Annotated in this window: 20 protein-coding genes and 1 tRNA gene; 7 read left to right on the top strand and 14 right to left on the bottom strand. The window is 63.1% G+C overall.

The annotated features are described in order from the left end of the window. Positions 1-6 precede the first annotated feature (6 nt). Complete coding sequence (gene greA, locus AUL28_RS07340) at positions 7-480, bottom strand: transcription elongation factor GreA (protein ID WP_062231295.1); 474 nt, start codon at positions 478-480, stop codon at positions 7-9. A 150-nt stretch (positions 481-630) separates the two neighbouring features. On the opposite strand from greA, the gene AUL28_RS22590 reads away from it, so the two are divergent. Beyond that, a complete protein-coding gene (locus AUL28_RS22590) occupies positions 631-801 on the top strand; it encodes a hypothetical protein (RefSeq protein ID WP_156419922.1) in 171 nt (56 codons plus the stop codon). Between the two features lie 60 nt (positions 802-861). Here the strand turns inward: AUL28_RS22590 and AUL28_RS07335 are convergent, their stop codons facing one another. Continuing rightward, positions 862-1,065 (bottom strand): hypothetical protein, encoded by a 204-nt coding sequence (locus AUL28_RS07335; protein ID WP_156419921.1) that lies wholly within the window; start codon positions 1,063-1,065, stop codon positions 862-864. Positions 1,066-1,199: 134 nt separating this feature from the next. On the opposite strand from AUL28_RS07335, the gene AUL28_RS07330 reads away from it, so the two are divergent. Both AUL28_RS07330 and AUL28_RS07325 read left to right on the top strand, forming a co-directional pair. Then, positions 1,200-1,275, top strand: a tRNA-Ile gene (locus AUL28_RS07330). A gap of 388 nt (positions 1,276-1,663) precedes the next feature. Beyond that, entirely contained in the window at positions 1,664-2,449 is a 786-nt protein-coding gene (locus AUL28_RS07325; RefSeq protein WP_062231291.1) for a hypothetical protein, read from the top strand. A gap of 277 nt (positions 2,450-2,726) precedes the next feature. On the opposite strand, the gene AUL28_RS07320 is transcribed toward AUL28_RS07325, so the two are convergent. From AUL28_RS07320 to AUL28_RS07290, 7 genes are all read right to left on the bottom strand, one after another. Next, positions 2,727-5,102 (bottom strand): PAS domain S-box protein, encoded by a 2,376-nt coding sequence (locus AUL28_RS07320; protein WP_441294088.1) that lies wholly within the window; start codon positions 5,100-5,102, stop codon positions 2,727-2,729. A gap of 248 nt (positions 5,103-5,350) precedes the next feature. After that, positions 5,351-6,754: a protoporphyrinogen/coproporphyrinogen oxidase gene (locus tag AUL28_RS07315; RefSeq protein ID WP_082640318.1), complete on the bottom strand. Its 1,404-nt coding sequence runs from the start codon at positions 6,752-6,754 to the stop codon at positions 5,351-5,353. 690 nt (positions 6,755-7,444) lie between these two features. Beyond that, entirely contained in the window at positions 7,445-9,517 is a 2,073-nt protein-coding gene (locus AUL28_RS07310; RefSeq protein WP_062231287.1) for a HAMP domain-containing methyl-accepting chemotaxis protein, read from the bottom strand. A gap of 25 nt (positions 9,518-9,542) precedes the next feature. Further along, a complete protein-coding gene (locus tag AUL28_RS07305; protein WP_062231285.1) occupies positions 9,543-10,466 on the bottom strand; it encodes a substrate-binding domain-containing protein in 924 nt (307 codons plus the stop codon). Positions 10,467-10,780: 314 nt separating this feature from the next. Then, complete coding sequence (locus AUL28_RS07300) at positions 10,781-11,536, bottom strand: amino acid ABC transporter ATP-binding protein (RefSeq protein ID WP_062231282.1); 756 nt, start codon at positions 11,534-11,536, stop codon at positions 10,781-10,783. Beyond that, positions 11,533-12,213 (bottom strand): ABC transporter permease subunit, encoded by a 681-nt coding sequence (locus AUL28_RS07295; protein WP_062231281.1) that lies wholly within the window; start codon positions 12,211-12,213, stop codon positions 11,533-11,535. Before AUL28_RS07295 ends, AUL28_RS07300 begins: the two co-directional genes overlap by 4 nt. Before the next feature lie 106 nt (positions 12,214-12,319). After that, positions 12,320-13,081, bottom strand: coding sequence for an amino acid ABC transporter substrate-binding protein (locus tag AUL28_RS07290; RefSeq protein WP_062231279.1), 762 nt, complete (start codon positions 13,079-13,081; stop codon positions 12,320-12,322). Between the two features lie 240 nt (positions 13,082-13,321). On the opposite strand from AUL28_RS07290, the gene AUL28_RS07285 reads away from it, so the two are divergent. Beyond that, positions 13,322-14,068 carry an SIMPL domain-containing protein gene (locus AUL28_RS07285; RefSeq protein ID WP_244493438.1) on the top strand — a complete coding sequence of 249 codons (747 nt, stop codon included), beginning with the start codon at positions 13,322-13,324 and terminating at the stop codon, positions 14,066-14,068. Positions 14,069-14,129: 61 nt separating this feature from the next. Here AUL28_RS07285 and AUL28_RS07280 read toward each other — a convergent pair whose 3' ends face one another. From AUL28_RS07280 to dnaG, 3 genes are all read right to left on the bottom strand, one after another. Further along, complete coding sequence (locus AUL28_RS07280; protein ID WP_062231277.1) at positions 14,130-14,573, bottom strand: hypothetical protein; 444 nt, start codon at positions 14,571-14,573, stop codon at positions 14,130-14,132. Positions 14,574-14,745: 172 nt separating this feature from the next. Continuing rightward, positions 14,746-16,725 (bottom strand): RNA polymerase sigma factor RpoD, encoded by a 1,980-nt coding sequence (gene rpoD / locus AUL28_RS07275; protein WP_062231276.1) that lies wholly within the window; start codon positions 16,723-16,725, stop codon positions 14,746-14,748. 293 nt (positions 16,726-17,018) lie between these two features. Then, on the bottom strand, positions 17,019-19,004 hold the full coding sequence (gene dnaG, locus AUL28_RS07270; RefSeq protein WP_062231310.1) for a DNA primase: 1,986 nt from the start codon (positions 19,002-19,004) through the stop codon (positions 17,019-17,021). Positions 19,005-19,211: 207 nt separating this feature from the next. Between dnaG and AUL28_RS07265 the strand changes: the two genes are divergently transcribed. After that, positions 19,212-19,523, top strand: a complete 312-nt coding sequence (locus AUL28_RS07265; RefSeq protein WP_058636854.1) for a chorismate mutase — start codon at positions 19,212-19,214, stop codon at positions 19,521-19,523. A gap of 25 nt (positions 19,524-19,548) precedes the next feature. Here AUL28_RS07265 and AUL28_RS07260 read toward each other — a convergent pair whose 3' ends face one another. Next, positions 19,549-19,998 (bottom strand): GatB/YqeY domain-containing protein, encoded by a 450-nt coding sequence (locus tag AUL28_RS07260; RefSeq protein ID WP_058636853.1) that lies wholly within the window; start codon positions 19,996-19,998, stop codon positions 19,549-19,551. Between the two features lie 439 nt (positions 19,999-20,437). On the opposite strand from AUL28_RS07260, the gene carA reads away from it, so the two are divergent. Next, complete coding sequence (gene carA / locus AUL28_RS07255) at positions 20,438-21,625, top strand: glutamine-hydrolyzing carbamoyl-phosphate synthase small subunit (protein WP_062231268.1); 1,188 nt, start codon at positions 20,438-20,440, stop codon at positions 21,623-21,625. Positions 21,626-21,723: 98 nt separating this feature from the next. On the opposite strand, the gene AUL28_RS22585 is transcribed toward carA, so the two are convergent. Continuing rightward, entirely contained in the window at positions 21,724-21,861 is a 138-nt protein-coding gene (locus AUL28_RS22585; protein WP_156419920.1) for a hypothetical protein, read from the bottom strand. A gap of 225 nt (positions 21,862-22,086) precedes the next feature. On the opposite strand from AUL28_RS22585, the gene AUL28_RS07250 reads away from it, so the two are divergent. Next, the gene (locus tag AUL28_RS07250; RefSeq protein ID WP_244493437.1) at positions 22,087-22,344 is read left to right on the top strand and encodes a helix-turn-helix domain-containing protein; all 258 of its coding nucleotides are present in this window, start codon (positions 22,087-22,089) and stop codon (positions 22,342-22,344) included. Positions 22,345-22,369: the final 25 nt, after the last annotated feature.

The following is a 22,369-nucleotide window of genomic DNA, read 5'->3' as shown; positions in this document are numbered from 1 at the left end:
CCCGCCTCAATCGGCGGGTCGAATTTCCGTGATCTCGGCCTCTGCGGGCCCGACCTTCACGACATCGCCGACTTCCTTGCCAGCAATCGCCTTGGCGAGCGGCGAGACATAGGACAAAAGTCCTTCGTTTGGATCGGCCTCATCGATGCCGACGATGCGAAAGGTCTGCTGCCGTCCGTCATCGCGTTCGATCGTCACTTCTGATCCGAAATGCACGCTGTCGCTTCCCTCCGGCGGGGCGATCAGCTCGGCGCTCATGCGCCGCGCGCGCCAATAGCGCAGGTCGCGATGGATGGCGGCATAGGCGATCTTGTCATCGACGTCCCGAGCTTCCAGAAGCTTGGCTTCGAGGTCGGCGACCTGCGTTTCGATCTGCTGGAGGCCGCGCGCCGTCACGAAGTTCGGATCGGTTCCGAGTTCGCGGTCGGGCAGCGTCTCGACCTGATTCTCGTTGGGTTCCTTGACGAAGGCGACACTCACGGCACAACTCCTCTTTCCATCCTTATATAGGAATGCCGCCGGCGATGAGAACGCCGCGCCTAGAGGGCGAATGCTGATGCGTCTATCCACAGGGCCGAAGGGCACCAAACGCCGCGCCCCGTCGTTGTGTCGAAAACAGGAGGCGCGAGCATGAGCAACACACCGATCGACGAGGGCGCGGCACCCGATCTGGCGGCCGAAGAGCTGGCCGGCAAGCACGGCATCTCCGTTGAAGAGGCGAAGCGTCTGATCGCCCGCGAAGGCACCGATCGCGCAACGCTCGACGGGGCCGCCGAAACCGAAAAATCCAAAGCGGATTGAACCGCAAAGGCGGGGTGCGCGGCAGCCCCGCCTTTCTCATTCCTCACTTGCGCCTTCGGATCAACGCGCCCCGGCGCGCTCGATTGAACCGCCTCCGCCGCCTTCCTCCGGGTCCTTCTCGATCGGCGCATTCCCCTCCCCCGGCTCCCTGATATCGTCGGGCGACGTCTGGTCGTCCTCAGGAAATGGCGGATCGATATTCGGCACCGAATCCGGCGGCGGCGATTTCGTCGGGTCGATGATATTGGGTTCGATCTGAGACATGTTCACTCCCTTGCCTGTCGAGAAGAGAACGAAAGCCTCGCCAGAAGTTTCCCGATTTCTCGCCAGCATCGCCCGCCCCCCCTACAAGTCCGCTTGAGATGAGGAAGCGTTTGCGCTAGGGCTCGCATAGGGTGGGGCCTGTAGCTCAATGGTTAGAGCCGGCGGCTCATAACCGCTTGGTTGCAGGTTCGAGTCCTGCCGGGCCCACCATTCAAAACATTATCAAATAAAATAAATGACTTAACTTTTCCAAAATCACTCAAAAAGACTGATTTTGGGCGGTTTTGCGGGTGCTTTTGCGGCCTTATACCCAGCCAACAATGTCCAAAATGCCCGCACTACAACTTTGGCTTAATATGAAATGGCGCAGTGGTTCCACTATTGCTGTGATAACAAATATGTATTTCAGTTACTTAGATAATCGACGTACATCCGATTCGCACGTCAAGTATCGCTTCAATGAGTGCTGCAAGCTGTTGGGGGTTCGAGTCCCAGACGTAGCGGGTTCGAGTCCCACGATACCCTCAATTTTCTATTTACACCCAAAGATACCGGCTTTTCTGTCTGACTTGGGTAATGCTGGCCATGATGGTGCTACATGAGATGCATTCCTGAAAAACTCACCCTGCTTCACAGCGGCGAAGAAGACCTTCGAGCAAAGTCTATCGCGCTTATTGAGGCCAGCGAGGACATGTCGCTACACGTCTCGATGATCGAAACCTGCATGGACATGATGCAATACGTTCGCACGAATACGCCCGAAATGAGTGAGGACCACGTGATAGTGGCGCTCATCGGTGCCAGCGTGTTCAATTCAATGGCGTCGGCATTCAAGTTGCTGCTCGGAGGCTACTACCAGTCGTCCGGACTGCAGATTCGCTTCATCATGGAGAGCGGTTGGCTGCTCGATTATCTAAGGACCGATCCGAGATTGGTCCAAGAGTGGAAGGCAACCCCAGAGGACAAGCGGCAGAGCGTGTTCCGGCCCGGCAAAATCCGCGACCAACTGGATAAGCGCGATGGGTTCACGGAGAAGAAGCGGGAAGCACACTATAAGCGGCTCTGTGTTTTATGTGGCCACCCAACCTTTGCTGGCTTCGCCATGCTGCGTCCTGAGCCAAATGCTGACGCCCACATGGGGCCGTTTCTCGTACCGGACCTGCTAGAAGGATGCATTCAGGAACTGGTGCAGGTTTCGATTACAGCATGGCAGTCGTTTATGCGCTTCTTCCCGCCGAAAACTCTCTCCGATTATCGAGCCCGAATTCATTATATCGAGAAGCAAAATGACTGGTTCAAACACGTCTTTGGCAAGCCCCATGATATGATCGCCGTGGACGAACTCAAAAAGCTGATCGTGCAACTGGAGCAGCAGTTGATATAACCCTTGATATGGTTGGTATGTGAAACAAGGGCACATATGCGGGTATCGGGGTTTTTAGGCGCCCTAAGTACCTGAATACATGCATCTTTCATGTTTCTCCGGGCCCACCAATCCGCTTACCTACAGGCTCTTGCGCAACTGTTAGCCATAACGTCAGCCAATGCGTTAGGGATGGCCTAACCCGCAGCTTCCCCGCCCCTCTCCAGCTGGGCGGCTGTGGGACGTTTCGGCCTGTCGATGCGAGGTACGCGCGCTGCGCCTTGCCCCATCATCCCCGTCACGCTCCCGATACGAGCATCGAGATTTTCCGGGTCAGATCGGCCAGGGCGAAGGGCTTGGTGACGACACGGGTGTCATCGCCGAGATGATCCGCGTTCAGAACCGCTGTCTCGGCATAGCCTGTCACGAACAGAACCTTGAGCGCCTTTCGCAACTCACGCGCGGCCTCGGCCAGCTGCCGGCCGTTCATGCCATTGGGCAGGCCCACATCGGTCACGAGAAGGTCGATGCGCGCGTCCGTGGCCAGGATGGCGAGGGCCGATGGCCCGTCCTCGGCTTCCAACGCGCGATAGCCGAGGTCTTCGAGAACGTCCACGATGAGCATCCGCACGAAGGCCTCATCATCGACCACCAGCACGCACTGCCCCTCCTGCGCGGGCGCGACGGGCTCGTCGGCTCGTGGCTCGGCGAGCTGAACCTCCTCGCCCTCGTCGCGCGGAAGATACAGCGTCGCGCAGGTTCCCGCCCCCGGCCCGGAGCGCATCTGGACCTGTCCGCCGGATTGGCGCACGAAGCCGTAGATCATCGAAAGGCCGAGACCCGTACCGACCCCGATGGGCTTGGTGGTGAAGAACGGCTCCATGGCGCGAGCCAGAACGTCCGGCGCCATGCCTGTCCCCGTGTCCGAGACGATCAGGCTCAAGTAGTCGCCGGCCGGCATATCGCGCTCGCGCGCCATCGCCTCGTCGAAGCTTTCATGCGCCGTCGCGATGGTCAGGCAACCGCCATCCGGCATGGCATCGCGCGCATTGATGCAGAGATTCAGAAGTGCGTTTTCCAGCTGGTTGGGATCGACACGCACCAGCCAACCGCCATCCGCCAGCTGAATGCGCAAGGTGATCTCCGGGCCGATGGTGCGGCGCACGAGGTCTTCCATCCCCAGGACGAGCGCGTTGACGTTGGTCGCCTTGGGATCGAGCGTCTGGCGGCGGGAAAAGGCGAGCAGGCGATGCGTCAGTGCGCTAGCGCGTTTGGTCGCGGCCTGCGCGGTTGAGAGATAGCGCTCGACCTCGCCTGTCCGGCCTTGATGGATGCGCGTCTGGATCAGCTCCAGACTGCCGGATATGCCCGCTAGAAGATTGTTGAAGTCATGCGCCAGCCCGCCCGTGAGCTGCCCGACGGCCTCCATCTTCTGGCTTTGATGCAGCGCTTCCTCCGCCTTGGCCAGAGCCTCGGCGCGCTCCTTTTCCAGCGTGATGTCCCGGCCGATGGCGTTGATCGCCCCATGGCCGGGCCGCGTGGACCAGCTGATCCAGCGATAGGCGCCGCTCTTGCAGAGATAGCGCTTGTCGAACCGCGCATGGCCTCGGCCATCGGAGAGCTCGCGCATCCCCTCCAGCGTGCGCTCACGGTCGTCAGGATGAACGAGATCGAGAAGGCTGGCTCCCAAAAGCTCCGCTTCGTCCCAACCGAGCACCGCGAGCCAAGCCGGGTTCGTCGCGGTCACCACGCCCTCGAACGAACAGCGCAGCATCAGATCAGGCGTCAGCTGCCAGAGCGCATTGCGATCGGCCGTGCGCTCACGCACCTGCTCTTCCAGCCGCACGGTGAACTGTTCGAGGGCGGCCGCGTGCCGCCGGCGCTCGTCAATGTCCGTGCTGGTGCCGACCCATCGCAGGATCGTGCCGTCTTCGGCGCGCACCGGCTCGGCCCGAACGAGAAACCAGCGGAAGCTGCCGTCGAATCGGCGGATGCGAAACTCCGCATCGTAGGTCCCGCCCGAGCGCAAGGCTTCGGCCCAGCGTTCGGATGCGGGCGCGAAATCATCGGGATGGACGATCCGGCCCCATTGCATGAAACCACTCAGACGCTCTGCCGGCAAACCCGCATAGTTGAGAAGCTGCCGGTTGAACCAGTCGAGATGGCCATTGGGACGGGCCGCCCAGACATGGTTGGGCGTTGCTTCGGAAAAGGCGCGGAACTGCGCCTCGCTTTCGCGCAGGGCCGCATCGCTCAAAACCCGATCGGTGGTCTCGTTCGTGAAAATGAAGAGACCGGCGATCCCTCCCTCCGCGCCCAGAATGCGGGAATAGGAGAAGGTCCACCACGTATCGCGCGCGCCGCGATCCGTGTCCAGCTTCCAGGGTAGATCGACAAAACGCTGTCTCTTGCCCTCGAAGGCCGCCTCCACGATAGGCTTGGCCTGCGCCCAGGCATCCGCCCAGACGACATCCAGCCGCTCGCCCATGGCCCAGCTGAGACGCGGACCCAGAAGCGGGAAATAGGTTTCGTTGAAGAAGAAGGTAAGCTCCGGTCCCCAGCACAGGATCATGGATTCCGGAGAGTTGAGCACGAGGCTGAGCGCCGAGCGAAGCTCTCCCGGCCACGTCTCGGGCGGACCCAGCACATGGTTCGTCCAGTCCCGCTCCCGGATCTTGCGGGAGGCTTCCCCGCCCCCGTCCAGGAAACCCAGCGGATGGGTCACGCTTGCGAGACCGGCACTGCGACAGCCGCCTGTGGCATGAGGTGATATTCTCCGTCGCTGTCAGGCAGGGACACGGGGCCGATCATCGATCCATGTCCATCCGCCCCGTTCGCGCTCGGCATAATGCGCCACTCTCCCCGGTGAAAGAGGTGGCGTCGCATTATCGGCTCCGTCGGGTCCTCAAAAAGCAGTGTGCGTCAGCCTGTCACAGCTCTATCGAGGACTGATCGCAGACCCAGAGCGGTGTCGGCTTCGGCCGCAGGCTCCACTTTCTCCCCGCGAGGCCCGCTGGACCTCACATAGTTCGCGACATCGCGCATCCGCCGCAGCGTCCGCCAGTAGATGTCCTCCATGAGGATATGGGCGAATTCGCCGTGGCGTCCGATGCTGTAGAGGCCCTCGACGCCGGTGCTTTCGGCAAAACGCTTGCGGTCCGCCTCGTAGCTCGACATGAAAACGGGATAAGCGATCGGCGTGCGCAGCGTCCCGCCAGGGCCAAGATAGTCCTTGCGCACGGCTTCGCCGAAGATGCGGCAACTGCCTTCGAGGCAGAGGTCGGCCAGATCCGCCTCCGACATCCGCCAGATGTCGTCGCCGACTTCGCAGCCGAGATCATAGGTGAGAAGCGTCTTGCCCTGCGGGGCGAGCCAGGGCATCGACACCGGCGCTTCCGTCACCCGAAAGAAGCGCTGCGTGCGATCGGGCACCCAGAGCATCGTGTCGGGCAGGATATGGCGTCCGGCAAAGCGCAGATTGACGAAGACCATCGGACGGTAGCGGAAGGCTGCTAGATGGTTCAGCGCGTCCGTGCCTTCGATGATTTTGGGCAGCACGTTGACCGGCGCCGTACTGATGGCCGCGGATACAGAAATCTCCCCACCTTTCACACGTACCGCATCAATACTGCCATTACGAACGATCACACGCTCGACAGGCGATTCCATACGGATGCAGGATTGTACCGCCTTTACCGTCGGCTCCAGAAGCTTGCCGAGGCCCGCTTCGGGATAGACGTGATAGACTCGGGCGCTCTCGGGCATCTCGTGCGAGTAGCCGTTGCAGACGGCGCGGCCGGTAACGCGGGAGGCCACATTGAGATAGATCGACTTGACGATACCGGCGCCGAACTTCTGCCCGACGGACGGCGCCAGTTGGTTCGCGGCCGCTCCCGACCAGGCTTCAGCCAAGGGAATGGCGACCTTTTCGGCCAGCGCCGAGCCGTAGCTCGCGCGGAAGAACTCCGCCGCCGTTTCGCTCGTGCCGGCGGGGTTCAGCTTGGCCTTCACCGCACTGGCGACAAGCTGGGGGTCGAACAGGAGGCCGAGCGGGTAGTTGCGATATCGGCCGTCCAGAAGCACCGCCTCGCCGTAATGCTTCACCGTGCGGCACGTCTCGGCCGCGCCCAAGGCGCCGGCCAGACGGTTGCTGATGAAATGCGCGCCGAAGTCGTAGGAAAAGCCGTCCTTGTCCTTGAACGAGGCCGCCAGACCACCGATAGCCTTTCCGGCTTCGAATACGATCACCGGCAAACCTTGGCGCTTCAGTTCCGCCGCGGCGGTAAGGCCGGCAAGGCCGGCCCCGATAACAGCAATCGGCTTCATGACACAGGTCTCCACCCAGCCGTCGACATAGCCGGGATCGCAGGGTTGACGGTTCCCCACGCCGAACTTGCCCCGTCCGATAACGGACGAACGCGCTCTCGACGCGCATTCTCGCCAGCCGCCCGAGCACACGCGGCTGACCTGCCTTCGCACGGAACGTCAGCCCGACGGCGGGCTTCCGATGGCCTGCGTGCGACGCTTGCAGACGACCTTCTCGATGTGTGGCCGCGACCCATTTTGCATCACGAGTTCTTGATAAATAGAAACCGAACGGCGTGCCGCACACGTCCGCTGACGGGCTCTGCGGATAGGATCCGGAAAAATCATGTCGCAATCGGTGGTCGGTGCTGCCTAGAGCCACCCCCGTGAGAGCGCCTGAAGCCGTCGACCGAAGGTGTTCCTAGGTGGCTCTTACGGGCTTTTCGGCCATAAAGTCCGCGTCTTCGATGGCATCGGCTTTGGACCGAAACGGCTCGAAGGCCGGGGCGAAGCCTTGGCTGCGCGCGCTGCCATCTGCCACGACGCGTCACCCGCGTTTCCAGGGTCTCCGATCCCCAAAAGAGCGGGTTCGCAGAGAAGTCGCGATGCCTACGCTCCTTGAAACACGAAAGGGGAGCAGCGCGACGCCCCTCCCCTTTTCCGTCTCGCATCGGCTTCTCGTCAGGCGGCGCGCCACACCGCTCGATGTCGTCAGGCGCTCAGGCGCTCGAAATCGCCGTCGAGGTCGATGTCCAGCCCGGACTTGGCCGCTCGACTGGGACGCGTAGGTTCGGCCGGCATGGGAACGACCTTCGGGCTCGGTACGCTCGCTTCGGGAGCCGGCTGGCTCCGGGGCGATTCGGCGGCGCTGGACGCAGCTCGGGTGCCCCGTTCCGTGTCGGCTGCGCCGCCGGAGCCCAGCTTGAAGAAGCCCGCCCGTTCTTCGAGATGTCGCGCTTCGGCCGAGAGATGCTCGGCCGTTGCCGCCAGCTGCGTCGCCGCCCCGGAATTGCTTTGGGTCACCTGATCGAGCTGGATGATCGCCTGATTGATCTGCTCGATGCCAACAGACTGTTCGCGGCAGGCAGCGGAAATTTCGCTGACCAGTTCCGAGGTGCGCCGGATATCGGGTACCAGGCGCTCCAGCATCTGCCCCGCTTCTTCCGACACATGAAGCGTATCGACGGACAGCGTGCTGATCTCGGAGGCGGCGGTCTGCGAACGCTCCGCGAGCTTGCGGACTTCCGAGGCGACGACGGCGAAACCTTTTCCGTGCTGCCCGGCTCGAGCCGCCTCGATGGCGGCGTTCAGGGCCAGAAGGTCGGTCTGGCGAGCGATTTCCTGCACCACCGCGATACGATCCGCGATGATCCGCATGGCTTCGACCGAGCGCGACACAGCCTCGCCGGTTCGGGCGGCTTCGCCGGTCGCCTTGGATGCGATCGCCTCGGTCGTTCCGGCGTTCTCCGCATTCTGGCGGATATTGGCCGCCATTTCCTCGATAGCCGCCGATGCCTCTTCGGAGGCTGCGGCCTGCTGCACCGCGCCAGATGACAATTGCTCGGCCGCGGACGAGGATTGGGCGGAGCCCGCCGTCACTTTCGAGGCCGAACGGGCGACATCGCCGATGATCTCGCGCAGACGCTGCGTCATCGTGCCCAAGGCCGTCTGCAACTGGCCGAACTCATCACGTTGCTGTATATCGGCTTGCGCCGTCAGATCTCCCGAGCCGATCGTTTCCGCCATGACCAGCGCGCGTCGCAGGCCACGCGAGATGGAGCGAACCATCCAGGCTGCGGCCAGAATGCCGACCGATACCGCGACGGCCCCAAATCCCAGCAGCAGAAGCCGGGTTTCTTCGAAAGCTCTCGCGTCGCTCGCGACCACATCCTGCGCAGCCTGATATTCGACCGCCTTGAAGCGGTTCAGATCGGCCTGGATCTGCGAGAAGAGCGGTGTGATCTCCGTCCGCAGGATCTGACCTGCCTTGTACGTCGAATTGGACACGCCGTAGGAAACGAGTTTGACTCCCGGTTCCTGCAATTTCGTCCACAAGTCCAGCGCGCGCGGAAAAGCCGGGGGCTGAAGCTTTGCGATATCCAACGCCTTCCGGATACGAGCGAACTTCTGATCGATCCGCTCGGTGATCGCCTTAGCCTTCGCCACGAGGCGATCGATTTCCTTGGCGTCGGTTTCCGACAGGGCGCGAATGTAGATGCGGCGCAAGGTGGGAACTTCGGCACGAAGCTGCCCAGCCACGGTGATCGCGGCTTCGGGACCATCCAGAAGCACGAGTTCGTCGCGCAGCGAGCCGATCGAGAGTTCGAGACGTCCGCCCAGCGGCCGAACTGTATCGCGATCCAGCTCGCCAGCCCGGATGGAGTCGTTGCGCACGGCCAGGTCGATAGCCTGACGCGCCTGCTCGTCAAAGCGCGTCATCTTGTTCTTCAACTCATCGATCTCCGCCGCCGGGATCGTGGAACCTGCGCGAGAAAACTCGTCGATCTTGGTTCCGATAAGGCGAAACGTTTCGTCATAGCGCGCACGGCCATTGCTCAGTTCAGTGTCGACGTTCGAGACGATCGTGTTGCTGGCGATCTGCTGGGCCTCGGCGATCGTGTTTCGCAGCGTCGCAAGCTTGGCGCTCCGCTCGAAGGGCCCATTCACGAAGGCTCCCATCCGATCGCTTCCCTGCGAAAGCGAGCGAATGCCGAGCGTGCCGGTGGCCGCTGTCAGAAGAAGAACGGCGCCGAAGGAGCCGATGAGGCGGGTGCTGATACGCATGGGGGCGGTTCCGAAATGGGGAGGATCAGTGGCCAGCGCGCTGAGCGATCAGGGCGGGAGCGTCCGCCGGCAGCACAAGCTTGAAGGGGATCCAGTTCAACGGAGGGACGGTCTCACCCGCCATCATGCGCCGCGCCAAATCCACTGCGAGAGCCCCCTGCGCCGGTCCGTCCTGGAGCACGGTGGCGTCGAGTTCCTTCTTGACGAGCGCGTCCAGTGCCGGGTCAATGGCATCGACGCCGATGACGAAAGCCTTCTGTTTGGCCTTCTTGAGAGCGTTGACCGCGCCCAGGGCCATGGCATCGTTGTTGGAGATCACCGCATCCGGCTTGAGCCCTCCCTCCAGAAAGAGCTGCATCAGGGCTTCGCCCTCGCCCGTATCCCAATTCGCGCTTTGCTCCTCCTGGATTTCGATGCCACTGCATTCGGGCGTCGAGAGAACTTCGCGAACATAGCGAGTTCGAGCCTTCGCTGCGGGATGGGTCAGTTCACCGATCATGATGACCGCCGTCCCCTTGCCGCCCAGCACCCGGCAGACCTCCTGCCCTTGCAGCGTTCCGGCGACCCTTTCTTCCGAGCCGACATAAACGGTGCGCTCGTCCAGCAGATCATGATGCGGCTCGTGATTGACGAAGACGAGCGGGATCCGCGCTTCAGCAGCGGCGGCACGGATCTCCATCTCGGCGTCGCCGTCTAGACCCAGCACGATCAGCGCGGAGACACCGTCCTTGATCTGCCGTTTCGCATTCTCGATTTGAAGCCTGGAGTCGTTCTGCGCATCGCTGACGTCGAGTTGCAGACCGGCTTCGGCCGTCGCCTTTCGGACGCCCTGAGCGATCGTCGCGCGGAAAGCATCGTCCGTCCGCGGCATCGCCAGGCCGAGGGTCTGCGCGCCAGCTCCCGAAAGAAGCGCGGCTTGAAGAAGAAATGCGATCACAGTTCGGCGCATGGGACAAGGTCTCGAGTCGACTGACGCAGGAAAAGACCTACGTCATGGTTCTAAGGGCAACCAAACCAGTTGGTTTCGTGTCCCGAACCATCATCCTCAAGCTCTTTCACACGAATGAAAAGCCGATTGGGTAAATTGAGTGAATGCTGCTATGCTTACGGCATTGGAAATATTTGCCCTACACTGCACACGTTAAGCTTGATAGAATTCTGATGCCGATCCTTTCGTCAACCATGGTAGTGTAAGCCGGACATCTCACGCCCGTCCGTCGTCCCACCGGTCTTTCCGGGCTGCATTGCGGCCCTAGACGACGATCAGACCGTGGAATGACCGCCCAAGGTCCGCACGAACCGGATCGTTCGCCCGTCTTTCGGCGCGCCAAACACATCGGCTGGCGCGCCTTCTTCCACGACGACGCCGTCCTGCAGGAAGGCGACATGCTGGGCCATGCGGTTGGCAAGGCGCAGGTCGTGCGTGGCGATCAGCATTGTCGTACCCTCACGCGCCAGCGCGGCCAGGACGTCCACCACTTCGGCGGCGAGTTCGGGATCGAGCGCGGAGGTCGGCTCGTCGCAGAGCAGCAGCTTGGGTGAGGCCGCGAGCGCGCGCGCGATGGCGACGCGCTGTTGCTGCCCGCCCGATAGGGTCAGTGGCCAAGCCTCCGCCTTGTCCGCCAGCCCGACCTTGTCGAGCAGAGCCAGCGCCCGGGCTCGGGCTTTGTCAGCCGGCCATTTCTGCACGACGATCAGCCCTTCCATCACATTGGCGACGGCCGTGCGATGCGGAAACAGCTGGAAGTTCTGGAACACCATGCCGGTCATTCGTCTGACTGCGAGCACCTTCGCCTTATCGAGCGCTTGGCCTTCGGCAAAACGCAGCGTCACATCGTCGAACTCGAGCTGGCCGGCATCGGGCGTCTCTAAAAGATTGAGGCAGCGCAGAAGCGTGCTCTTGCCGCTGCCCGAGGGACCGATCAGGGCCGTAACCGCGCCGGGCCGCACATCGAGGCTGATCTTGCGCAGCACGGGATTGCCCGAAAAGCTCTTTTCGATGTCGCGAAGGCGGATCACGGACGGCTCTCCCAGTGGCCGCCATGGCCCGAGAAGCGCCGCTCCAGGCGCGCCTGCAAGGCCGAGAGGACGGACGACAGAACGAGATAGAAAAGCGCGGCCTCGATATAGAGGATCAGCGGCTCATAAGTCACCGCGACGATGCGCTGCGCCTGCTGGAACATTTCCGGCACGGTGATGGCGGCGGCGAGCGAGGTGTCCTTCACCAGCGAGATGAAGCTGTTGGAGAGCGGCGGCAGAGCCACGCGAACGGCCTGGGGCACGATCGTGCGGCGCAGCGCCTGTCCCTGCGTCATGCCGATCGAATAGGCCGCCTCCCATTGGCCCTTGGGAATGGAGGACAGCGCGGCGCGGATGATTTCCGACGTATAGGCCCCGACGCTGAGCGAGAAGCCGATCAAGGCCGCTGGAAAGGCGTCGATTAGGATTCCTGCGCTTGGCAGGCCATAGAAGATGACGAAGAGCTGCACGAGGAGCGGCGTGCCGCGAATGAACCAGACATAGAAACGCGCGATGGCCGCCAGCGGCGCGGGCGCGAAAAGGCGCACCACGGCCGTCAGAAAGCCTAGCGCGAGACCGAGGGCGAAGGAGAGGATCGCCAGCGGGATGGTGAACCGCACGGCGCCCCAGAACAGGGCGGGCGCGGACTCGATCATGAGTTGCAGGAAGGGCGGCAAGGCGGTCGGTCCCGTCGATGCGGGGACGGCTCGGCCGCCTCCCCTGATGGTCGATCATCTTATGGAACGAAAGGGCGGAAAACCGAGGCGTCCGCCCTTTCGCAGCTCAGCGCGAAACGTCGGCGCCAAAATACTTTTGCGAGATGGCCTCGTAGGTGCCGTCGGCCTTCATCTCGGCGAGGGCTTTGTTGATCGCCGCGACGAGGTCCGGATTGTCCTTCTGCACCATGATGCCGGATGCCGCGGCTTCATCCTGCGTCGCCGCGATCTTCACCGGCGCGTCGGGCTTCTGCTTCTTGAAGTCGAGGAAGGAGAGATTGTCGTTGATCGTCGCATCGGCGCGCCCGGTCAGAACCAGCTGGATCGACTGGTCGAAGCCTTCCGTGCCGACCAGCGTCGCGCCCGCGGCTTCCGCAAGCTTGCCGTAGTTCGAGGTCAGCGATTGCGCCGCGCGTTTGCCCTTGAGATCGGCGAAGGAGCGGATGGCGTCGTCGTCCTGCTTCACGATCAGCACGGCCTTCGACACGATATAAGGATCGGAAAAGTCGAAGCGGGCTTGGCGCTCCGGCGTGATGCCGACCTGATTGATGACAGCATCGTAGCGGTTGGCGGCGAGCCCCGCGATCAGCCCGTCCCACTTGCCTTCCACGAAGACAGGCTCGACGCCGAGCCGCTTGGCCACCGCCCGCCCGATCTCGACATCGAAGCCGACCAGCGCGCCGGACGCGTCATGATAGGTGAAGGGCGCGTAGGTGCCTTCCGTGCCGATGCGGAACTGCTTGGCCGCTTCGATATCCTTGAGACTGCCGGCCGAGGCCGAGGTCGCCAGCATCGCGACCGTGGCCGCCAGCATGATCAAGCGCTTCATGTGAGCATCCCTGAAATGAGTCGGGCCGAAACGAACAGATCGGCCCTTCATGCCTCAGATAGGAGAAAGACCGGGTAAGGTCAGTGGCAAAGCGCCCGCGATCCCCGCATTTCCACGCCCGGCTTGCTATTCGAAGGTTGAAGCCCGAAGAGATCGACCGTTCGAGTGGCAGGCGAGCGAGGCACGCTCTGGCCGCATTCACGCGTCAGGCTTACGTTCCGATTCGCATGGAGATCGATCTTGGTTCGTCCTCGTCTGTCGCTCACCCCTCTGGCTCTCACGGCGCTTCTTGCCACCGCCTCGCCCCTTCTGGCGCAGGAGCCGCCCCCCGCCCCTCCGTCCCGGATCGAAGTCGATGGCGAGGGCACGGTCTATCGCGCGCCCGATCTCGCCGTTACCCAGCTCACGGTCATGAGGAACGCGCCCACGGCCGCCGAAGCGCTCGCAGACGTCAACAAGGCGATCGGGGACGTCTCGTCGGCCATGTCGGAATTCGGCGTCGAGAAGCGCGACCTGCGTACGGCCGGGTTCCAGATCTCGCCGCAATATCAATATGACAACCGGCAGGACGGCCCCCAGGCCCCACCCAAGCTCGTCGGCTACGAGGTGCGCAACACACTCTCGGTCAAGGTTCGCGACCTCACCAAGCTCGGGGCGCTTCTCGACAAGGCCGTGACGCTCGGCGTCAACGAAGGCGGCTCCATCCAGTTCGAGATCGACAATCCGACCGAAGCCACGCAGGAGGCGCGGCGTCTCGCCGTCGCAGACGCAAAAGCGCGCGCGGAAACGCTCGCCGAGGCGTCCGGCCTGAAGCTCGGGCGCGTGCTTCTCATTCAGGACGGGGCGATCCGGCGCGAGCCCTCCCCGCCCATGCCATTTGCCGAGATGAAACTCGCGGCAGCGCCACCCAGCCCGCGCGTGCCGGTGGAGATCGGCGAGAACGCCGTGCGCGCCGACATTCGCATCGTCTACGAAATGCGGAACTGACCACGCAAAAAAGGGGCGCCGAAGATGCGGCGCCCCCTTCATTTCATCTCATATCGAGAGATCAGCGCATCCCGATCACGGGGCAACCGCCCACCTGAGCGAAGCGGATCGCGACAGGATGGCCCCGCTTGAAGCCGGCGACCGTCACGCTGCGCGGGGTCATGCGAACGATATCCGCGCCACGAACGCCCATGCGCGCGGCCTTGTTGAGGGCAAGGCCCGGCCGGCACATGCCGTCGCGGCGACCATGACGCTCCTCGCGCCAGCCTCGTCCCTCGCGCCAGTCGCGGTCGGGCCGGTGATGGCGCCCATGCCATTCGCGCGGGCCGCCGCCTTCGTAATATTGAACGGTCTGCACAGACCCCATCGCATCGATAGGCGAGGCCTGAGCGGGTGCCCAGAGACCGCCTGCGAGAGCAAGGCCGATCAGCGCGGAACGAACGGGACGAAACACCATGGCAACCTCCGAAGCCGGGAGCCGCCCGATGGCGGCTTTGGATTTCATTCTAGTGCCTTGCAGATGAACTCCAGAGGAAGACGGCGTTCATCTCTCATTCATCCCGCATTGACGATCATCTCGTGACGCGTGCGGCACAGGGCGCAGCGCCCTGAAACGACGAAAGGCGCCCGAAGGCGCCTTTCCAAATGCGTGGGGTCTGGAGGGGCGAAGCCCATTCTCAGCTGTCGAGGAAGCTGCGCAGCTTGCGCGAGCGGCTCGGGTGCTTGAGCTTGCGCAGAGCCTTGGCCTCGATCTGGCGAATGCGCTCGCGCGTCACCGAGAACTGCTGGCCGACTTCTTCCAGCGTGTGGTCCGTGTTCATGCCGATGCCGAAGCGCATCCGCAGAACGCGCTCCTCGCGCGGCGTCAGCGAGGCCAGAACGCGGGTCGTCGTCTCGCGCAGATTGGCCTGAATGGCAGCGTCGATCGGCAGGATCGCGTTCTTGTCCTCGATGAAGTCGCCGAGATGCGAATCCTCCTCGTCGCCCACCGGGGTTTCGAGCGAGATCGGCTCCTTGGCGATCTTGAGGACCTTGCGGACCTTTTCGAGCGGCATGGCCAGTTTCTCGGCCAACTCTTCCGGCGTCGGCTCGCGGCCGATTTCGTGAAGCATCTGGCGCGAGGTGCGCACGATCTTGTTGATCGTCTCGATCATGTGCACGGGGATGCGGATCGTGCGCGCCTGGTCGGCGATCGAGCGCGTGATGGCCTGACGAATCCACCAGGTCGCGTAGGTCGAGAACTTGTAGCCGCGCCGATACTCGAACTTATCGACCGCCTTCATCAGGCCGATATTGCCTTCCTGAATGAGATCGAGGAACTGAAGGCCGCGGTTCGTGTATTTCTTTGCGATGGAGATGACGAGGCGCAGATTGGCCTCGACCATTTCCTTCTTCGCCTGACGCGCCTCGCGCTCGCCCTTCTGCACCATGTGCACGATACGGCGGAACTCGGTGATCTCGAGGCCCGTCATGGTGGCGAGGCTCTGAATGTCCTGGCGCAGGGACTTGATGTTCTCGCGCTCATTCTGGACGAATTTAAGCCAGCCCTTGCCCGAGAGATTGGCGATGGACTGGATCCAGTTCGGGTCGAGCTCGGTGCCCTGATAGCTGCGCAGGAACTCCTCGCGCTTTACGCCGTGCGACTCCGCCAGGCGCAGCAGACGCCCTTCGTTGCCGACGAGCTGGCGGTTGATGTCGTAGAGCTGCGCCACCAGAGCGTCGATGCGGTTCTGGTTGAGCGACAGCGACTTCACCGCCGTGATCAGGTCTTCCTTCAGCTTGTTGTAGGACCGCTCCTGGCTCTGCGACAGGGTGCCCTGCGCGGCCAGGCGGTTCTCGACCTGCTGATCCTGCAACTTGCGCAGGCGCTTATAGTTCTCGGCGATCGCGTCGAAGGTCTCCATGACCTGAGGACGGATTTCCGCTTCCATGGCCGCCAGCGACAACGAGTTCTCGAGGTCGTCTTCGTCGTCCTCTTCCTCGCCCGGATTCATCTCGCCATCGGGGCGCGCGCCGGGGATCGCCGGCTCGGCGCCTTCCATCGGCGCGGCGGTCGGCATCTTGGCTTCGGGGCCGGCATAGGTCGCTTCGAGATCGACGATCTCGCGCAACATGATGTTGCCTTCGTTCAGTTCCTCGCGCCAGATGATGATGGCCTGGAACGTCAGTGGGCTCTCGCACAGGCCGGCGATCATCGTCTCGCGGCCGGCCTCGATGCGCTTGGCGATGGCGATTTCGCCCTCGCGCGACAGAAGCTCGACGGACCCCATCTCGCGCAGATACATGCGCACGGGATCGTCGGTACGGTCGGAGGATTCCTTGCGCGTGGTCGTGGCGACGGCGTTGTTGCTGACCTCGGCGAGTTCGGTCGAGCCGCTTTCCTCGGCCTCCTTCTCCTCGGTCTCCTCGCCTTCCTCGTCTTCCACGACGTTGATGCCCATATCGCTAAGCATGGCCATCAGGTCTTCGATCTGCTCGGACGTGACGTCTTCCGCCGACAGCACGGAGTTCAATTTGTCCATGCTGACAAAGCCGCGCTTCTTGGCGGCCTTGATCATCTTCTTGACGGCATCGTCCGACAGGTCGAGCAGAGGACTGTCAGGCGTCTCCTGACGCTCTTCGACGGCCATCTCGCCTTCCTTGACCTTTGTCGCCATGCGCATTCATCTCCAATTCACGCGGTCGATGAGCGGATGGGAATCGCCACCGTTTCCCATGCTCATAAACGCCTGCCGTAAAGAATCGCTTAACCATAGAATGGCGCGGCGACCAACGACCTCATCGATTCCGCCATCCAAAGAGGGCGACCGTCTGTCCGACACTTCGTTTCCACACGTCCGGGCGGTGTTTGTGCCTTCGCCCCGACAAGTCAAGACCTGACAGGACCTCGACGAAAATTAATCGGCATTTCCCATAAGCGAAAAAACGCCCGATCGGATCAACCGGACGATCAAATTCCCTTTGCGGGTCGTCCCGACAAGACGCCAAACCCGTCGATCAAGGCCTCGGTTCCCGCTAGATTGTCGATCTCGCGTTTGATTTCAATGACCTGGGCATAAGCAAGCTCATCCCCTTCGACCGCCAGCGCCTGTTCCGCCGCCTTCAGTTCCCTATGTAGCGAGCGAAATTTGTGATGCAAGTGAAGGGCCTGCCGCACGGCTTCGCGCGCATCCTCCAGGGCAGCTTGGGCGAGAACCGGCCAGAGCCTGACGAGGCGCAATTGGCTTTCGAACCCTTCAAAGACGGGAAGCAGCCCCTGGCGCTCGATCGCCGCCAGCAGTTCTTCGCGCGAATGGTGCAATTCGTCGGCGTAGACATCGATCACCGCCGAGCGCAGCCGCTCCAGATCGCCGCCCGAGAGTTCGAGGTCCGCCAGATAGTCGAAGGCTTCGCGCAGAAGCAGCGGATGATTGATGAAGCCGATCACGATGGAAATCTCGCGCAGCGACGTGGCGGGGCCGCCCATCGGACGCAGGAGCTGGCTGCGGCTCAACCGATCCGACACAGCCGAGCGCCGCGCCGCATGGCCGCCCCCGGTTCCCCCGCCGCCGCCCGAGCCGCCGCGATAGGAGCCTCCGCCCTGCTTCCCGCCGCCCTGCCCCCGTCCGCGCCATTCGCCGGAGCGTCCATAGTTCGAGCCCTGGCTGACCGGAGGCCCGAAGAAGGAGCGCAGGCGATCATCCATGTCGCGCAGATAGTGGCGACGAACGCTCTCGTCCTCGATGCCGCGCACCAGCGTCTTCAGTCGGTGTTCCAGCTCGGCGCGGCGCTCGGGCGTGTCGAAGGAGCCGCCGGCCGTTTCGCGCATCCAGAGGAGATCGGCCAGCGGCCGGGCGCGGGTCAGAACCGCCTGCATCGCCTCCGCGCCATCGGCCCGCAGGAGATCGTCCGGATCCTTGCCCTCGGGCAACAGCGCGAAGCGCAGGGAGCGGCCGGGCTTGAGGAAGGGCAGCGCCAGTTGCGCGGCGCGATTGGCGGCCTTGATGCCGGCCGCATCGCCATCGAAGCAGAGAAGCGGCTCGGAGACCGTGCGCCAGAGAAGTTCGAGCTGGCGCTCGGTCAGCGCGGTGCCGAGGGGGGCGACGGCGTGCTCGAACCCGGCCTGGTGCAGGGCGATCACGTCCATATAGCCTTCGGCGACGATCAGCGTTCCCGCCCCTTTCGAAGCGCGCCGGGCGCTCGCGAAATTATAGAGAACATTGCCCTTGTGGAAAATGTCGGTTTCCGGCGAGTTAAGATATTTCGCCGAGACATCCGAGGACAGCGCCCGACCGCCAAAGGCGATCGGCTGTTCCCGCGCGTCGAGGATCGGAAACATCACGCGGTCGCGAAACCGATCGTAGGAAACGGCGATCCCTTCGCCGGACACGACGAGGCCCGCCGCCTCGATCTCCTCGCGCGCCACGCCCTTGCCGGCCAGATATTCTTTCAGGCGGTTGCGCCCTTCCGGCGCATAGCCGACGCCGAAGATTTTCTGCGTCACCGGATTCAGGCCGCGATCCCGCAGATAGGCGCGCGCCTTGGCCCCTTCGCTTTCCTGGAGCGTTTGACGAAAAAAGTCGGCGGCAAGCTTGCTGGCCGCGATCAGCCCGCCGCGCCCTTCCTCGCGCTTTTCCGCCTCGGCATCGCGCGCGGGCATGGGCACACCCGCCTCGCCCGCCAGCCGCTCCACGGCTTCGGGGAAGCTCAAGCCCTCCAATTCCGTGAGAAAGCGAAAATGATCGCCCGACACGCCGCACCCGAAGCAATGGTAGCGGCCCTTGGAATCCTCGCAATGAAACGAGGGCGACTTCTCGCCATGGAAGGGACAGCAGGCCCAATAATCCCCACGCGACGGCTGCGTCTTGCGCCGATCCCAGGTGACGCGGCGGCCGATAACGTCGGAAATCGGAATTCGGGCCCGGATCTCATCCAGGAAACTCGGGGAAAAGCGCATGGAGGACATATCGGCCCCCGCAGCGCGGATTGCCATGGGCAGGGCATCTATGCCGGACCTCCCTCCCCCTTTTCCACCTCTATCCACAGGGGGACGGAGACGAAATTCACCCCACTTGGCTCGCTCGGCAGGCTTTGACGACGCGGCCTCATCGGCCTATCCAGCAATCAGGGCGCAGTCTCGCGCTTCCAGCCACGGACGACCGACATGCCAGAGCAGGCTCCCTTGCCGGAACTTCTCAACCTTCGCGACAGTATCGACAATATCGATGCCGCGATCATTCACATGCTGGCCGAGCGGTTCCGCTGCACCCAGCGCGTCGGCGTGCTCAAGGCCGAACATAGCCTGCCGGCCGCCGATCCGGCGCGCGAAGCACGGCAGGTCACGCGCCTGCGCGAATTGGCCGCCACGGCCAAGCTCGATCCCGACTTCGCCGAGAAATATCTGGCCTTCGTGGTGAAGGAGGTCATCCGCTATCACGAACTCACGGCGCGCCAATTGGCCGAGCGCGAGGCCTGACGCCCGCACAGCAAGCCCGCTCGCCTCAGCTCAGGAGCGAGCGGACGACGCCGGAGGCCTGCGTCAGGTCGACCTTGCCATCGTAGCGTTCCTTCAACGCGCCAAGGCAGCGGCCGACATCGCGCAGCCCCTTGGAGCCCGTGTCGCTGACCGCCTGTTTGCAAGCCTGCACCATTTCCACCACCGGCAGCGGGGCGGGCAGGAAGGCGCGGATCAACTCGGCATCCGCGCGCTCGCGGGCCGCATCCTCGTTCCGGCCCTTTTCGGCCAGGTCGTTGGCGGTGCGCTCGCGCTGCTCCACCAGAAGCGAAAGGATGCAGGCGATGTCGCTGTCGGGGACCTTGTCCTTGCCGGCCATGCGGCTGGCGGCGTCGCGATCGCGGATCGCGGCGGTGATGAGGCGAAGAAGGCAGCCTCGCCGTTTGTCGCCGGCAGCGCTGGCGTCTTGAAGGGCGGCTGCGATCTGTTCACGCATACGCATCTGTCCTATGTGCGCCCGACGCGGGCAAGCCGCGACCGGTGCGATTAGGCTGATAGGCCCACGCCGAATGGGCTACCATCCTAGTTCGAGAAACTGACCTGAAGGTAAAGGCGATCGGAGCGGCGCGGAGATTGCTGTAGCCTCGGCTGGCCGCAGCGTCATCATCCTGTCGTGGTCCATGAGCTAGATAGCCAGACTGGCCAGCCTGACACATGCACTCTCCGATCCGTGGCGAGGGCGCAGGGTCCGACCTGCGCCGCCGATTTCATAATGCATTAAGTTTTGATCGGTGCGTTTGCAAGGGGATAGCCCTGTTCTCCACCGACAAGAGGGTTGCGTTCGCGCGCCATTAGGGCAATAGAAACGTTCCGGAAGGGCTCGGCCGCGACGCGCGGCCTCGACAGGCCCGATGGATCCCGAACGGAGAGACCCGATGAGCAGCGCGAACTGGCCGCAGAGGAAACCGACTGCCTTGTTGGTGCTCGCCGACGGAACCGTGATCGAAGGCGACGGAATCGGTGCCGAAGGCGAAGCGCTGGGCGAAGTCTGCTTCAATACCTCACTGACCGGCTATCAGGAAATCCTGACCGACCCGTCCTACGCCAAGCAGATCGTCACCTTCACCTTCCCCCATATCGGCAATGTCGGCGCGAACGACGAGGACGTCGAGGATCTCGTTCCTGACAACGCCATCGGCGCGGTCGGTGCGATCTTCCGTGCCGAAGTGTCGGCCCCCTCGAATTATCGCTCGGCCGGCGGCCTCGACGCCTGGTTGAAGAAGCGCGGCGTGGTGGCGCTGTCGGGCGTGGACACGCGCGCCCTCACCGCTCTGATCCGCGAGAAGGGCATGCCCAATGCTGTCATCGCGCACCGGGCAGACGGCGTGTTCGACGTCGAGGCGCTCAAGCGCAAGGCGACGGAATGGACCGGCCTCGTCGGCCTGGACCTCGCCAAGGAGGCCGCGACGCCAGCCGAGGAAGTCTGGACCGAAGGCCCCTGGGTGTGGAACGCCGGCTATGGCAGCCATTCCGAGCCGAATTACACGATCGTCGCGATCGACTACGGCGCCAAGCGCAACATCCTGCGCCTTATGTCGGGCCATGGCGCGCGGGTCGTGATCGTGCCGGCGACCACCAGCGCGGACGACATCCTGAAGCACCAGCCGGACGGCATCTTCCTCTCCAACGGACCGGGCGATCCGGCGGCGACCGGCGAATATGCCGTGCCGGTGATCCGCGAGCTGGCGAAGTCCGGCATTCCGATGTTCGGCATCTGCCTGGGGCACCAGCTTCTGGCGCTGGCGCTCGGCGGGCGCACCGAGAAGATGCACCAGGGCCATCACGGCGCGAACCATCCGGTGAAGGATTTCACGACCGGCAAGGTCGAGATCGTGTCGATGAACCACGGCTTCGCGGTGGACCCGGCTTCGCTGCCCGAGACGATCGAGCAGACCCATATTTCGCTCTTCGACGGCACGAATTGCGGCTTGCGCGTCAAGGGCGCGCCGGTCTTCTCCGTGCAGCATCACCCCGAGGCCTCCCCCGGCCCGCAGGACTCGCATTATCTCTTCCAGCGCTTCTTCCAGATGATCGACGATCATCGGGGCGCCAAAGCCGCCTGATCGCGGCAACAGCTTCGTCCTATAAGAAAGGCGCCGGTGATCTCACCGGCGCCTTTATTCGTTCTGCTCACCTATTCGACACGAACAGAACGCGCTCATCATGCGAGATGAAGCACTCGCATCAGACGACGCCAGACGGCGTTGACGCCGCAGCTGAAGGTCGCATGACGATGCAGGTCGTCACGCCCCCGGTCGGCTCCACAAGCGGAGCGGCTCACGATCAGATCGGCCAACATGGCATGTTCCTTTCCTCGAGATGGATCAGCGTTCGATGGCGCACACCGCCACAACTCTCGCTTCCACTTCCCATTAAGTACGCACAATGTGCGCCTCGACAAGAGGGCAAATCCGCACGATGTGCACATTTCATTGCATATGAGGGGAAGTTTGCTAGGACGCCGGGCGGGGCGTTGCGTCAGCTTGCGCCGCCGAGTTTAAGCGAGGCTGAACAGGAGAGAACCATGGGCGCGCAGATGGATTCGGACGGATTTCGCCAATGGCGGCGCGACATGGGCCTTAAGCAGAAAGATGCCGCGGACCGGCTCGGCCTGAAGAAGCGGGTCATTCAATATTACGAGAAGGGCGATCGGGACGGAAAGCGCGTCGAGATTCCGCGCACGGTGGAACTGGCCTGTTTCGCCCTGTCGCTCGGCCGCGAGCATTATGACGGCCGCGCTTTGCCGCGCTCGGCGGCCGACCTCGCCAAGCCCTCCCGTTAACGGCGATCAAGGAATCGGCTGAAAA

Origin of the sequence: Aureimonas sp. N4, assembly GCF_001463925.1 — a bacterium.
Lineage (GTDB): Bacteria > Pseudomonadota > Alphaproteobacteria > Rhizobiales > Rhizobiaceae > Aureimonas > Aureimonas ureilytica_A.
This window is presented reverse-complemented; position numbering and strand designations above follow the sequence as displayed.

Bases quoted from the DNA above. Each gene is read 5' to 3' on its own strand.
- rpoD (WP_062231276.1), bottom strand. From the start codon at position 16,725: ATGGCGACAAAGGTCAAGGAAGGCGAGATGGCCGTCGAAGAGCGTCAG.
- AUL28_RS07280 (WP_062231277.1), bottom strand. From the start codon at position 14,573: ATGAAATCCAAAGCCGCCATCGGGCGGCTCCCGGCTTCGGAGGTTGCC.
- AUL28_RS07265 (WP_058636854.1), top strand. From the start codon at position 19,212: ATGCCAGAGCAGGCTCCCTTGCCGGAACTTCTCAACCTTCGCGACAGT.
- AUL28_RS07315 (WP_082640318.1), bottom strand. From the start codon at position 6,754: ATGAAGCCGATTGCTGTTATCGGGGCCGGCCTTGCCGGCCTTACCGCC.
- AUL28_RS07310 (WP_062231287.1), bottom strand. From the start codon at position 9,517: ATGCGTATCAGCACCCGCCTCATCGGCTCCTTCGGCGCCGTTCTTCTT.
- AUL28_RS07335 (WP_156419921.1), bottom strand. From the start codon at position 1,065: ATGTCTCAGATCGAACCCAATATCATCGACCCGACGAAATCGCCGCCG.
- AUL28_RS07260 (WP_058636853.1), bottom strand. From the start codon at position 19,998: ATGCGTGAACAGATCGCAGCCGCCCTTCAAGACGCCAGCGCTGCCGGC.
- AUL28_RS22590 (WP_156419922.1), top strand. From the start codon at position 631: ATGAGCAACACACCGATCGACGAGGGCGCGGCACCCGATCTGGCGGCC.
- AUL28_RS07305 (WP_062231285.1), bottom strand. From the start codon at position 10,466: ATGCGCCGAACTGTGATCGCATTTCTTCTTCAAGCCGCGCTTCTTTCG.
- carA (WP_062231268.1), top strand. From the start codon at position 20,438: ATGAGCAGCGCGAACTGGCCGCAGAGGAAACCGACTGCCTTGTTGGTG.
- AUL28_RS07325 (WP_062231291.1), top strand. From the start codon at position 1,664: ATGAGATGCATTCCTGAAAAACTCACCCTGCTTCACAGCGGCGAAGAA.
- dnaG (WP_062231310.1), bottom strand. From the start codon at position 19,004: ATGCGCTTTTCCCCGAGTTTCCTGGATGAGATCCGGGCCCGAATTCCG.
- AUL28_RS07290 (WP_062231279.1), bottom strand. From the start codon at position 13,081: ATGAAGCGCTTGATCATGCTGGCGGCCACGGTCGCGATGCTGGCGACC.
- AUL28_RS22585 (WP_156419920.1), bottom strand. From the start codon at position 21,861: ATGTTGGCCGATCTGATCGTGAGCCGCTCCGCTTGTGGAGCCGACCGG.
- AUL28_RS07250 (WP_244493437.1), top strand. From the start codon at position 22,087: ATGGGCGCGCAGATGGATTCGGACGGATTTCGCCAATGGCGGCGCGAC.